A 12845-nucleotide genomic window follows, 5' to 3' on the forward strand; every position below is an offset into this window, starting at 1 on the left:
CCTCCTAACTTTCGGCACGGATGAGCGTGACCGCTTCCACCCGAGCAGCACCCGCCTTCTTCATGATGGACGCTGCGTGCCGGAGTGTCGTGCCTGTTGTGTAAATGTCATCGACGAGGATGTAGGTGGTATTTTGAATGTCACTTCCGGGTTTAATTGAGAATAAATTGCACATGGAAAGCCGCTCTTCCCTCGACTTCTCCCCCATCACTTCAGTGTTCGTCTTGATGAGCAGATCTTCGAATGGAATGCGTGCCGCAATCAACATTTCCTCGACGTGCGCGAAAGTCCGATCGATCTTCTTCTGCGGGTGCATCGGAATTGGAACGATGATTGCATCCTTCCTGGCGAGTTCCTCGCGCAGTTCATTCGCAAAGACGCCAGCGAGCGCGACGTCTTGCAGGAATTTGTATTGGTGGAGATATTCGCGCATCGGTTCGTTGTATGTATAGATGGAAGTGACGTGATCGACTACATCCCCTGCCTCTTTTATGTCGACGCGTTCGAAGCTTTTTGAACAGTCTTCGCAAATTAATGATGACTTCTCGATGGCTAACAGGGACTGCAAGCTAGGGGTGGACGCCAGTTTCTGTTCGCAAAGGAGGCAGTTCATGTATGGATGCCTCCTTTATTCAACTTTTGTATTTCGGCTTTCGCTTCGTCCATCGCGTATGTGATGCCGTTATGGAAAAGGATGAAATCTCCGGACGGGAAATCCGCCGACCTGCCGACCCTGCCACCGATCTGGATGAGAGCGCCTTTATCGAAGATTTGCTGTTCTGCCCCGACGACTGCGACTTGGACATTCGGGATTGTTATGCCGCGTTCAAGAATTGTTGTTGTGAGCAAACCCGGCAGTTCTTTATTCCGCAATGCTTGGACGTGTTCTTTCCGATCCGGATGCGATGCATGGACGGAGCGGATTCTCGAATCGATCTGTTGGAATAAAGGCTCTGCCTCCTCCATCAATCCTATATGATGGAAGAAGATGAGGAATGGTTCATTCCTCACAAGGCGCTGTTCCGTCCATTTGACGAGTTTCTCCGGCAGTTTCCCTTTTCGAATCTGCTTTTCGTAGTTCCATAACGGTGTGTAAGTCGGGACGGGTAATGGATGACCGTGGTAGCGGCGGTTGATGATCGAGACGAAGCCCGTTCGTTTTATTTCCGAAAGGAGCTGATCCGATGGGGTGGCAGTGACGTAATGGACGGGGGATCCTCGTTTGACCGCTTTTTTTACAGCCTTCTGCAATGTCGCATCCGCCTTGTATGGGAAGGCGTCCGCTTCGTCGACGAAGACGGCGTCGAATGCGTGCCGGAATCTGTACAGCTGGTGGGTTGTCGCGAGGACGAGCTGTGAGGCTTCCATCGTCGGCTTCGCGCCGCCGTATAAAGCTTCGATTTTTGTATCCGGAAATGCTGCCCGCAATCTCGGTTCAAGTTCGAGGATGACGTCGACGCGAGGTGCCGCGATGCAGACTCGTTTTCCTTCAATGAGCAATTTATGTATTGGCAGGAATAGGATTTCTGTCTTTCCCGATCCGCAGACGGCGTAGATGAGATGGGACACACTTTTTCGCTGGCTTTCGGTCAGTTCGTCGGATGCTTTTTGCTGATGCGGCGTGAGTGTTCCTTGCCAGGCGATTGTGTGGTCTGTCGGGTATTCCGGCTTCTTGCCGTTCCAGACGATGAGTTCTGTGCAGGATGAAACGCGGCCCATCTTTAGACATTGCCTGCAATACGTGCAAGGGCCTTCGCATTTGGCACAATTGAATGTTGTGAACCGGGTTGGATCGTCGTTTTCACATCGGTTGCAGAAGTGCCGTTTTTGATTGAAGAAGGCTGGTTTTGATTCGATGCCTTTGATTGTTTCAATTTGGCCTGAATGGATAAGCGCGTTGATTTCCTCGCGCGGAAAAGGGGTGTGCATGCGCAACCAGATACGGCCGTCCAAGAAATCACGGATGGCCGGATTGAATGGTTTTGTCATGTTCACACCCCCAGTTTTGTTTTTTATTGTATACGAATGCTTACGCTTTCCGTTTCACCCATCCAAGCCCCATCGATCCTTCTCCTAAATGCGTACCAATCACTGGACCAAAATAGCTGATCGTGAAGTTGACGTCAGGCATCCGTTCTTCCAACTCCTGTTTCCACGCTTCCGCTTCCTCTGGGCGGTTGGCATGGATGATCGCTGCTTCGAGCGGCAATTTCTCTGCGTCTTCTGCGAGCATGTCGGCGATTCGTTTCATCGCTTTTTTGCGTGTGCGGATCTTCTCGAACGGGACGATCACTTTGTCTTGGAAGTGAAGAATCGGCTTCACTTGGAGCAATCCACCTATTAACGCCTGTGCGCTTGATAGTCTTCCGCCACGTTGCAAATGAGCGAGGTCGTCGACCATGAAATAGGCGCGCATCGTCTTTTTCATTTCCGCAAGCTCTGCCATGATTTCGTCAGGAGCAGCTCCTTCCATCGCCATTTCAGCTGCCCTTATGACGTAAAATCCTTGCACATAGCACGACAGTTCCGAGTCGAATGCACGGACGTCGACGCCCTCCGCCATTTCCCCTGCTTGGACGGCACCTGCGTATGTGCCGCTTATGCCGCTTGACAGATGGATCGAAATGATGGCGTCATAATTCTCTTTCAATGATTCGAACAGCTCGACAAATTTCCCGACCGGCGGCTGGGATGTTTTTGGCAGCGGCCCTTCGCCTCGCACTTTATCGTAAAATTCCTCCGACGTCAGATCGACTTCTTCGTCATACACTTGTCCGTCGATCGTCACTGTCAAAGGGATGACGTGGATATTGAGTTTATCTATTATTTGTGGCGGTAAATATGCCGTACTATCTGTTACAATTGCTGTTTTCACTTTCTATCAACTCCTGCATCATATTCTACTTGATATGCAGGTGAAAAGAAAACCCCGTTCAGCTCATCTTTCGAGCATGCGCGCCCACTGGTTCGCTTTGTTCGAGAATGCCACGAGCTCCTTTTTCGTCACATCTAACCGGTTGCCGATTGCAACGATTTTTTCCAAATCGAATCGTTCAGTCGCGATGGCGAGCTCCAAATAAGGGGTCAGGTTGGTCTGCTTCCCCTGCAAAGTTGTTGCCACTTCATCTGAGAATGGAAACATCGGCAAAACATCTTCCCAGCTGCGCTTCATAATGACGTCGAGCAACGAAAACAGGCCGACGAAGAAATGCTCGTCCCCGTTCGGATATCCCGTGCGGACTGCGACAAGTTCACACATTTTCGCGCGCGACATTGAGTAGGAAACGAGTGCTTTAACACGGCCGCTCGATGAATGGTCGCTAATATCCTGCAGCATTAAAATCCGCATCCATTTCCTCAATTCGCGCATCCCGATCAGGACGATCGCCTGTTTGACGGAGCCGACGCTCTTCGGGACGCTGAAGTTCATCGTGTTGATGAATCGCAGTAGTTTATACGTCAGTGAGATGTCATGGAGTATGAGATTTGCGATTTCATCGATGTTCGGATCGCTATCATTCAACCTGTTGATGATTTGCAAATGCAGATTGAGGTTCGCAGGTATTTCGACGCCTTTGATAATCTCCGGCTTTGCGAAGAAATACCCTTGGAACAGGTCGTAGCCGCTTCTTTTCGCATTTTGAAACTGCTCTTCCGTTTCGATTTTCTCCGCTAGCAACTTAATATGCGGATACTGTTTGATGAACTCCTCGATCGGAAGTCTCCCCTTTTCATCGACGGCGAGGAAATCGACTTTCACGTAATCGATCAGCTCGAACAGTTCGGTATGTAAGGCATATTGGTCTTGCACGATGAAGTCATCGAGCGCAAGTTCAAACCCGTCCTGCTTGATTTCCCTAATTCGAGAAATGAGCGCAGGAGTGATTTCGACGTCTTCCAAAATTTCGATGACGACGCATTCCGGCTTCAAGTTTGAAAAGATGTCCTTAATGAGCAGTTCACCGGAAAAATTAATGAATGACTTCGAGTTCCCTGAAATCTGATCGACGCCGATCGACAGAAACGTATTGACGAGCAATTGGACTGTCGCCTGTTCCGGGTCGATGTCCGGGAAGCTGTTCCGTTCACTGTTGCGATACAGCAGTTCGTAACCAAAAATGCGTCCTTCGCTGTCCAAGATCGGCTGCCTGCCTACAAATATATGTAACTCCATTTTCCCACCTCTCAATGCAAATAGTATAGCAAAACTGGTTCTCTTTTACTACCAATTTTCAAACTATTATAATAGCGGTGGGTTAGGAAAAATGATATGTTGGAAGAAAGTTAAAGCAAATGGGGGAATTCACAATGGAAACACTACTGTTTGAACAAAAGGGGCATGTCGCGAAGGTGACGTTGCACCGCCCTGATGCGATGAATGCTTTCAATTACGATATGCTGACGGAATTAGGACAAGTAATCGAGTCGATCCGCATCAATCCCGATATCCGGGTCGTTGTCTTTACGGGCTCAGGGGACCGTGCATTCAGCGTGGGGGCTGATTTGAAGGAACGACGGATGCTGACTGATTCGCAAGTGAAGCGGAATATTTATAAGATCGGTGAAGTGTTCACGATGGTGGAGAATTTGCCGCAGCCGACAATTGCGGTGTTGAACGGCTACGCGTTCGGTGGCGGAATGGAGCTAGCGCTTGCTTGCGATTTCAGATTCGCAGCGGATTCGGCAGTGATGGGACTGACGGAAACGGGGCTTGCAATCATACCGGGAGCTGGCGGAACGCAACGGCTACCGAGGCTGATCGGCGAAGCCAAAGCGATGGAGCTCATTTTGACGGCGAGACGATTGAAGGCTGAAGATGCGCTATTGTATGGCATGTTGACGGGAGTCGCTCCAGTGAATTATTTACAAGAAACCGTAGATCGTTTCATAGAGCAGTTGCTTGCGAATGGACCGATTGCGTTGCAGCAAGCGAAGTTTGCAATCAAGCACGGTATGAACGCCGATTTGCAGACGGGGCTTGCGATCGAACGTAAGGCGTATGAAATCACCATTCCGACGGAGGATCGGTTGGAGGCGCTTGCCGCATTTGCGGAGAAACGGAAACCAGAGTTTAAAGGAAAATGATAGGGGGACGTCCTGGGGATTGCGAGTGCTCGCTGATTCCCAGGATTTTTTTGTTTGTGCGGGAGGAATTCTCGTTCCTTCCTCGGGAGTTCTCGTTTGCGCGGAATGAGTTCTCGTTCTTGCCCGAAGACTTCTCGTTTACGCGGAATGAGTTCTCATTCTATCCCGAGGACTTCTCATTTACGCGGAATGAGTTCTCGTTCTATCCCGAGGACTTCTCGTTTACGCGGAGCGAGTTCTCGTTCTATCCTGAGGACTTCTCATTTATGCGGAATAAGTTCTCATATTCCCCTGGGAATCTCGCATTAATCCAAAAATCGCTAGTTCACAAGCGGTCTGTCGTGAAATTCCTGCGGCGCGTCACTTGTTTAGCGACTTGCCATGACGCGATTAACTGAACGGTCATTTCCTCGACATGGCCAAGCAGTTCGTCCGTTTTCGTCATATGCGTCTCTACGAGGCATTGGTTCATGTGGACGTAGATTACCATGAGTAGGTCGCTTCGTTCGGCTTCGTGGTCGGTCGTTGTCATTAGTTCGAATAGGAAGTCCTGTGCTTTTTGCAACGAGCGGTCGCGTTCGTCTGAGTCCCCTGCTGCTATCGCCCACTTGCATTGCTGGACGTTTTTCTGGAGTTCGTTGAGCAGAAGTAGGACGTATTCCATCATCGATAATGTGGAGGCGCTTGCTTCTTTATAGATTTTGATCGCTTTTTCGATGTCTATTGTTGTCATGGGGGGCCTCCTGCCTCTTTTCTTTTTGTATCGGCTTTTTTCTGTTCATTTCAATCGCTTTGGGTCGATATAAAGGTGGAGAAGTTGATGAAGTTGAATTGGGGTGATGGAATGCGTGTTTTGAGTTCTGAACATATTGCGGTTTCGGCGAACCGGTCGATTAGAAATGCTGGGCAGATTGAGAAGAGTTTGGTGAAGCTCGGGTCTGGCGTGAAGATTGCGAAGGGCAGTGACAACGCTTCGGGTCTGTCGATTTCGGAGACGATGCGTGCGCAGATTCGCGGGATTGCCCGGGCGCAGAGCAATATGCAGGATGGGCTTTCTGTACTTGAGGCATCGAATGAAGGGCTGAATAATGTGAATGGCCTTTTGCAACGGGCTCGTGAACTTGCGGTGATGAGTGCGAATGATACACTAACGGTGAATGACCGGGCGGCGAGCCAGGTGGAGCTTGATCATTTGCTAGGTGCTGTGGACGATACGGCGACGAAGCTTGAGTTTAATACGAAAAAGATTTTGGGCGAGAACGGGTCGTTGACGTTGCAAGTCGGAGCGAATTCCGGACAGCAGATGCAGATTACGCTTGTGGATGTCAGTTCGAAGGCGCTCGGCCTGGAAGGCGCTTCGTTAGAACTGCGTGACCTTGCGGATGCATTGATTACGAAAATCGATGAAGCAATCAAGACGGTTTCCGGGCATTTGACGCGGATCGGTTCGAATATGGAGGCGGTCGAGCATCATTTGACGAATGCGCTCGTGTTCGAGAATAATTTGACGAAGTCGCTCTCGTTGCTTGAGGATACGGATATGGCGAAGGAAATGATGAATTTTGTCAGTCTGGACATCCGTCAGCAAGGCGATCATTTGCTTGTGAAACAGGTGAATCAGAATATCCATAGTGTGATGTCGTTGTTTTCGAAGTGAGTAGGCGTTGGGATTTCTCCCTGCCTACTCTTTTTTTGCGTTATCGCAGCGCGGGTTTGTGGAGACGATGCGTGCTGCTTTGACGACGGTTGAGAGGATGTTCGTTGCGCCTTGCCGATCCGCGACGTGTTCTGCACGGATGTACGGACTTAGTTTGCTGTTGACGATATAGCGCGGTTTGATTTCGTTGAGTGCGATTGCCATGATGTCTTCTTTGCATCTGACGCAGTTGCATGTAAGATGGAGTTCTTTTTCGTACTGTTGCAAGACACCTTGGACGACTTCTTCCATTACGTTGTATACCGGCATGTTTCGGTACCCCCTTGGAATCGATTCCGCGGCGGTAGTCTTTCGAGCTCTGGAGATGGACCGCCAATGGGATTGGTATGATTTTCATTAATTGTAGCATTGATGGGGATAATTGTGAATGAAAGGTGGAAAACATTTCTTGTGGTTATGCGTAGTTGTGGGCGGTTATGCGTGATTTTGCGGATTTATGCGTTTCTGGAGGGATTTATGCGTAGATTGCTGGGTTTATGCGTGTCTGGTGGGATTTATGCGTGATTACGGGAGTTTATGCGCTTCTGCAAAAGCAAAAGAGGCAAAATTGATGTGTCCCATCATTTTTGCCTCCTCCATTTATTGGTTTATTCTTCGGCTTCTTCATAGCTTTTGTATTCTAGTATATCTCCAGGCTGACAGTCCAACGCCTTGCAAATCCCCTCTAACGTTGAAAATCGGATTGCTTTTGCCTTGCCGTTTTTCAATATGGAGAGGTTCGCCATTGTAATTCCAACCTTCTCCGAAAGTTCGGTTACGCTCATCTTCCTTTTAGCCAGCATCACGTCTATGTTTATAATAATCCCCATTGTTTTCACCTCAGACCGTCAAATCATTTTCTGATTTTATATTGATTGCTTCCTGCAACAGCCTTTGTAGAAGAGCAGCAAAGACCGCGATCACCAACGAAGCAAAAACAGGCACCATACCGATAATGACGAGACCTGGTGCATCATCCAGCTCAGCTACCATGAAAACAAATGGCAAAATTACCGCGTACAGCCCACTGATCGTCATTGCACAGAATTTAATTTTCTGTAGAGCTGTAACCGAGAGTTCAGAAAAGGCAAGGTTCTTGTCAATATAGCTTAACAACTTAAACGCCTGAAACAATGCAATGAAAAACGGTATGACGGACACATACATACCTATTACGATTGGATAAAGGATATGGGCATAATCCGGGTTGGCTGGATTTTTCAATAAATAATAGATCCCGAATATACCTAACGCAAGCACGGGAGTTCCGATAAAAAATACTGCCATCCTTAGAAATAATGTTGACCCACGTTTCATAAAAAGCACCTCACTTGTTAATATGGTTTTATCATAACTCATTATTTATCGTTTATCAATAATTAATTATTGTTTCAGACTAAAATATTGTTGATAAGGGATGTGGATACGGAGTGTATGCGAGGTATCGAGGGAGTTATGCTTATCTTGAAAGGTTTATGCGTCGATTCGGAGATTTATGCGTATTTGGAAGTGGTTATGCGTTAATTTGGAGATTTATGCGTTTCTGGAAGGAGTTATGCGCAGATTCGGAGATTTATGCGTATCTGTAGAGTTTTATGCGTGTTTAAAGTGATTTATGCGTAAATCGAGTTGATTCCAACAAAAAAAGAAGGTGCGGGACCTTCTTTTTCATTCCTCAGGCGCAAGGCCTTTTTTGAGGAAGTGGATCATTTGGTTGATTTCATCGTCATCGTTCCACTTCGGATCGATGATGTATTTTGTGGCGAAATAGCCCATGATTGTCGAGGCGGTTAGCCGGATGATGGTTGTTGGAGGCAGTTGGACAATTTGGCCTTTCGATTGGTAATGCTCGACGATTTGGATAAGGCGGCTGACTACCTTTTTTCCGATATGTTCGATGAATTGCTCGCGTAGTTCTTGGTGGAACGGGATTTCCTGGAGGAAGATTTGTACCACTTTTATGTTTTTCTCGAGGAATTCCTGACGGTTTTTAATCATTGCCCGCACGAATTCTTCGAAGTGCTCGAAGTCTTTGTCGAGCACTTTGTTCAAGTCTTTTATGATGATTGGACCGAACATTTTGACCATCATCGGCGTGACGATGGAAAGGAGCAGGTCCTTTTTCGTTTTGTAATGGCGGAAGATGGTTCCTTCCGCGACGCCCGCTTTTTTGGCGATTTCATTCGTCGATGTTGCGGCGAAGCCTTTTTCTGCGAACATTTCTGTCGCTGCAACGAGGATTTTCCGCTGTTTATCTGTCAGGCTGATGTCTTCCTGCCACATTTCCTCGAGGAGATAGTTTTCGTCAGTCATGGTGCCCTCCTTAAATTCTGCGATATTTGCTTAGTACGGCGATGTTTATTCCAATGAACAACAGGCAGAAGCCTGCAAGTATGAGCAAGTTTGTCATAATGTCGGCAAACCCGGCGCCTCTCACCATGACGTCACGCAATGCTTCAGCGGCATAATAAAGTGGAGTCAAGTAGCTGATCCAGCTGAGCCATTCGGCGATCGTCTCCAAGTTGAACAGGCCGGAAAAGAACACTTGCGGCACGACGATGATCGGGATGAATTGCATCATTTGAAGCTCGTTATGTGCGAATGAAGAGAGCAGGATGCCGAGCGTCAGTGCAGTCAACGCGAGGATGAGGATGATTAGGAGCACATAGATGAAAGCTCCTTCCATGACCATGCCGAGCACGTAAATCGCGTACGCTGTTATGATTGTCGACTGGATTGTCGTGAAAAGTCCAAAGCCGAGGACGTAGCCGGCGACGATTTCCCATTTGCGTAAAGGGCTAGCGAGAAGCCGTTCGAGTGTGCCTGTCGTCCGTTCTCTAAGGAATGAAACTCCTGCGATGAGGAAGACGAAAAAGAAGACGAAAAATCCAAGCAGGACCGGGCCCAAATAATCGAACTGTCCCATGTCGCTTGAACCGTGCAAGTAGTCGATCGTAACTTCCGGAATATCGACGGCTGCCGGCGGTTTCGGCAATGCGTTTTGCAGCCATTTCATCGTGGCACCCGTGACGCTCGGATCGCTTCCTTCAAGGACGATGGATGGGGAGTTCCCTTCGATTTTCAAATAGCCGTCAAGCTCCTGTGCGGCAAGTTGTTTCTTCGCTTCGGCTTCAGTTTTGAAGGTCGTCACTTGTGCCCCTTCTGTATCGATTTGGTCAGCGAGCATTTCCGGTACATCGACCAATCCGATTTTCGGGATGTAGTCATCGCCATTGAAGACGAAATAGAGCATTGTCAGCACGAGGATCGGCGCGAAGATGAGAAGCCCGATTGTCCGCTTATCCCTGACGAGTTGTCGGAGGATCCGTTTCACCAATGCCATCACTCTCATCGTTCCGCACCTCCGAAGACGAGGAAAGCTTCCTCGATTGTTCTTGATGCCGTCTGTTCTTTCAATTCGGCTGGAGTACCGACCGCAATCAATTGTCCGTCTCGGATCAGGCCCAGCCGATCGCATTTATCGGCTTCATCCATGACGTGCGTCGTGACGATGAGCGTCTTCCCTTGCGCCTTCAAATCCGTGAATGCATTCCAGATGCCTTTCCGTAAAACGGGGTCGATTCCGACGGTCGGCTCGTCGAGGATGAGTAATTCGGGTTCGTGGAGCAATGCAATGGCAAGCGAAAGGCGTCTTTTCATTCCACCCGAGTAGTTCGATACGAGTTTTTTAACGTCGCCGGAAAGCTGGACGAGCTCCATCACTTCACTGATGCGCCGCGCTTGCTTCTGCCCTTTTAACCCATAGATTTCCGAGAAGAATTGGAGATTTTCCTTCGCCGACAATTCCTCGTATAAGGCGTCCGATTGCGCCATATACCCGATTCGTTTGATGAGATTCAAGGAAGGCATCTTCTCGTGGAATAAATGATTCTCCCCTTCCGTCGGCTCGTCAAGTCCCGCCAACTCTTTCACTAGCGTCGTCTTTCCCGCTCCGGAAGGTCCGAGCAAGCCGAAGATTTCCCCTTCATAAATGTCCAAGTTAATGTCTTTCAGAACTTGATGTTTGCCGAAGCTTTTTGAAACGTTGCGGATGGAGACGCAAGCTTCGCGTTCGTTCATGGATTGTCACCTCTTTTTCAATAGTGAGTGATTACTCACTTTATTGTATTCTATGAAGTTATCGATTGTAAAGTGAGTAATCACTCATTTCTGTAAGTAAAAAAGAGAGGGAGATTCCCCTCGCTTCAATAAGCGGCCATTCCATTATATTGTTATAACAACTTTCCCTTGTGAATGTCCCTCTTCAAAATAATTAAATGCTTGTTGAATTTCACTTAAGGGATAGGTACGGTCAATAACCGGCTTTACTTTCCCTTCTTCAATAAGCTCTTTCATTTGCAGTAAATCTTGCTGATTGGCCCTTTGCAAAAAGGTGATAAACTTCTTTTTTCCAGTCATCGATAACCAAGAGCCTAGCATCATTGTTTGATACATTTGATTACTTGTGCCGCCGACATGAACAAATACACCGTTCTCCTTTAGTTTTCTTTTATAAGTAGAGATCGATTGCGAACCATTCACTCCGATAATGACATCATAAGTCTGATCGTTTTTACGAAAGTCCTCTTTTTGATAATCAAACACATAGTCAGCACCTAGGGACTTTACGATATCTACATTTCGAGTACTTACCACTACAGTCACATCAGCACCAAATGCCTTCGCAATTTGTACGGCAAATGTTCCTACACCACCTGAAGCACCATGAATCAATACTTTCTGTCCAGCTCGTACCTTGCCTTTGTCTCTGATCGCTTGTAATGCTGTAGTTGCTGCCATAGGTACGGCAGCTGCTTCTATGAATGATAGGTTCAGCGGTTTTAAAGCCAATATCTTTTCATCGACAGCTACATATTCCGCGAAAGCACCCCACCCACAGCCGGATAAGTCTCCATACACTTCATCTCCTACCTGGAATCGAGTGACATTCGCGCCCCTGGCTTCCACTATTCCAGCCATGTCCCCGCCAGGAATAGGGTATTTAGGTTTCGTAAGACCAAATGCTAATCGGGCTGGTAGTGGTTTCCCTGTTAATAAAACAAGATTACCAAAATTGATCGATGATGCTTGAACCCGAATGAGCACTTCATTTGGCTTAGGTATTGGTGCAGCTACCTCGCTTAATTTAAGTGTATCCGGTGTTCCGTATTTTTCAGAGATGATTGCTTTCACCTCAATCCTCCTCAATTTCTCTTTCAGTTATTATATTCGGTAATAGGAGATTTTAGAGGGGATTCTTCATTCACTTGTTAGTTATTCTATATTTAACATTTCATAGTTAATAACTTCCTCTATTTCATCATTTCCAATTGCTCCATTATGGAATGTATTTGAATCGCTCCAATAAAGTTGCCAAAATGATACACCATTATTAAGTTCAATCTCGAAAAATAGTCGGGTACCATCAAACTTACCTGCATCGTATAATTTATGATCGTCCTCCAATGGTAAGTCGTAAAATGCAGCTAAGAACTTATCCTTGGAAGCCTGTGAGAATGTATGGATCCTCTTTCCATCTTCGGTGCTTTCAATATGGATATTCTTCACCAAATTCTCCATTGGATATAGTTCTCCTACCGTTTTCGCCTTTGGATTTCTGTCGACTACGTATACAACATCATTTGCAGCAACAATCAAAGAGGTTGGATACCCCTTAACTTCATAAATAATTGTTCCTACATCTAAATATGTCGCATCGCCATTTTGCGCCCTGTGATTACTACATGCATTTCCAGCCATCCTATATGTCACTTCACCAAGTTCCCTGCCTTTGTCAATCGTCAAAGGAGAGTTTTTATTCTCTGGGTCTGGAAAATGGTGCTCGTATTTAATATCATTAATCATCAGCATATCGATCCATTCAATTTCCGAGTCAGGGCACCCTTGCGGAGAAGTGAAAGGACTAGTAAGGGCACCTTTGAGAGGAGTCGAGTTGCTGCAAGAAGATAACAACAAAGCGAACAAAGTAATAAACGTCAAATTCCGAAGAAATTTCATCATACACCTCCTAGTTATTAGACTTTCATCTCAACTAGAAGTTACA

The 12845-nt window shown here is 47.2% G+C and carries 15 protein-coding genes; 2 read left to right on the plus strand and 13 right to left on the minus strand.

Going from position 1 to position 12845, the window contains the following annotated elements; all coding sequences use genetic code 11:
* Positions 1–4 precede the first annotated feature (4 nt).
* The 4 genes from AB1K89_RS04605 to AB1K89_RS04620 form a co-directional block, all read right to left on the minus strand.
* Positions 5–613, minus strand: coding sequence for a ComF family protein (locus AB1K89_RS04605; RefSeq protein WP_413053615.1), 609 nt, complete (start codon positions 611–613; stop codon positions 5–7).
* Positions 610–1989 (minus strand): ATP-dependent helicase ComFA, encoded by a 1380-nt coding sequence (locus AB1K89_RS04610; protein ID WP_413053616.1) that lies wholly within the window; start codon positions 1987–1989, stop codon positions 610–612. The genes AB1K89_RS04605 and AB1K89_RS04610 overlap by 4 nt, the downstream gene beginning before the upstream one ends.
* Before the next feature lie 40 nt (positions 1990–2029).
* The gene (locus AB1K89_RS04615; RefSeq protein WP_413053617.1) at positions 2030–2875 is read right to left on the minus strand and encodes a DegV family protein; all 846 of its coding nucleotides are present in this window, start codon (positions 2873–2875) and stop codon (positions 2030–2032) included.
* Positions 2876–2938: 63 nt separating this feature from the next.
* Positions 2939–4174: an EAL and HDOD domain-containing protein gene (locus tag AB1K89_RS04620; RefSeq protein WP_413053618.1), complete on the minus strand. Its 1236-nt coding sequence runs from the start codon at positions 4172–4174 to the stop codon at positions 2939–2941.
* 134 nt (positions 4175–4308) lie between these two features.
* On the opposite strand from AB1K89_RS04620, the gene AB1K89_RS04625 reads away from it, so the two are divergent.
* Positions 4309–5085: an enoyl-CoA hydratase-related protein gene (locus tag AB1K89_RS04625; RefSeq protein WP_413053619.1), complete on the plus strand. Its 777-nt coding sequence runs from the start codon at positions 4309–4311 to the stop codon at positions 5083–5085.
* 325 nt (positions 5086–5410) lie between these two features.
* Here the strand turns inward: AB1K89_RS04625 and AB1K89_RS04630 are convergent, their stop codons facing one another.
* Positions 5411–5818 (minus strand): flagellar export chaperone FliS, encoded by a 408-nt coding sequence (locus AB1K89_RS04630; protein WP_413053620.1) that lies wholly within the window; start codon positions 5816–5818, stop codon positions 5411–5413.
* Between the two features lie 87 nt (positions 5819–5905).
* On the opposite strand from AB1K89_RS04630, the gene AB1K89_RS04635 reads away from it, so the two are divergent.
* Entirely contained in the window at positions 5906–6742 is an 837-nt protein-coding gene (locus AB1K89_RS04635; RefSeq protein WP_413053621.1) for a flagellin N-terminal helical domain-containing protein, read from the plus strand.
* 24 nt (positions 6743–6766) lie between these two features.
* Here AB1K89_RS04635 and AB1K89_RS04640 read toward each other — a convergent pair whose 3' ends face one another.
* From AB1K89_RS04640 to AB1K89_RS04675, 8 genes are all read right to left on the minus strand, one after another.
* Positions 6767–7051 (minus strand): late competence development ComFB family protein, encoded by a 285-nt coding sequence (locus AB1K89_RS04640; protein ID WP_413053622.1) that lies wholly within the window; start codon positions 7049–7051, stop codon positions 6767–6769.
* A gap of 338 nt (positions 7052–7389) precedes the next feature.
* A complete protein-coding gene (locus AB1K89_RS04645; protein WP_413053623.1) occupies positions 7390–7611 on the minus strand; it encodes a helix-turn-helix domain-containing protein in 222 nt (73 codons plus the stop codon).
* A 10-nt stretch (positions 7612–7621) separates the two neighbouring features.
* Positions 7622–8098 (minus strand): DUF2975 domain-containing protein, encoded by a 477-nt coding sequence (locus AB1K89_RS04650; RefSeq protein ID WP_413053624.1) that lies wholly within the window; start codon positions 8096–8098, stop codon positions 7622–7624.
* 351 nt (positions 8099–8449) lie between these two features.
* Positions 8450–9094 carry a TetR/AcrR family transcriptional regulator gene (locus tag AB1K89_RS04655; protein WP_413053625.1) on the minus strand — a complete coding sequence of 215 codons (645 nt, stop codon included), beginning with the start codon at positions 9092–9094 and terminating at the stop codon, positions 8450–8452.
* Between the two features lie 10 nt (positions 9095–9104).
* Positions 9105–10133, minus strand: a complete 1029-nt coding sequence (locus tag AB1K89_RS04660; protein ID WP_413053626.1) for an ABC transporter permease — start codon at positions 10131–10133, stop codon at positions 9105–9107.
* On the minus strand, positions 10130–10861 hold the full coding sequence (locus tag AB1K89_RS04665; protein ID WP_413053627.1) for an ABC transporter ATP-binding protein: 732 nt from the start codon (positions 10859–10861) through the stop codon (positions 10130–10132). Before AB1K89_RS04665 ends, AB1K89_RS04660 begins: the two co-directional genes overlap by 4 nt.
* Before the next feature lie 144 nt (positions 10862–11005).
* A complete protein-coding gene (locus AB1K89_RS04670; protein ID WP_413053628.1) occupies positions 11006–11974 on the minus strand; it encodes an NAD(P)-dependent alcohol dehydrogenase in 969 nt (322 codons plus the stop codon).
* Between the two features lie 81 nt (positions 11975–12055).
* Positions 12056–12799 carry a hypothetical protein gene (locus tag AB1K89_RS04675; RefSeq protein WP_413053629.1) on the minus strand — a complete coding sequence of 248 codons (744 nt, stop codon included), beginning with the start codon at positions 12797–12799 and terminating at the stop codon, positions 12056–12058.
* Positions 12800–12845 lie beyond the last annotated feature (46 nt).

It is taken from the genome of Sporosarcina pasadenensis, assembly GCF_047228845.1.
Taxonomy (GTDB): Bacteria; Bacillota; Bacilli; order Bacillales_A; family Planococcaceae; genus Sporosarcina.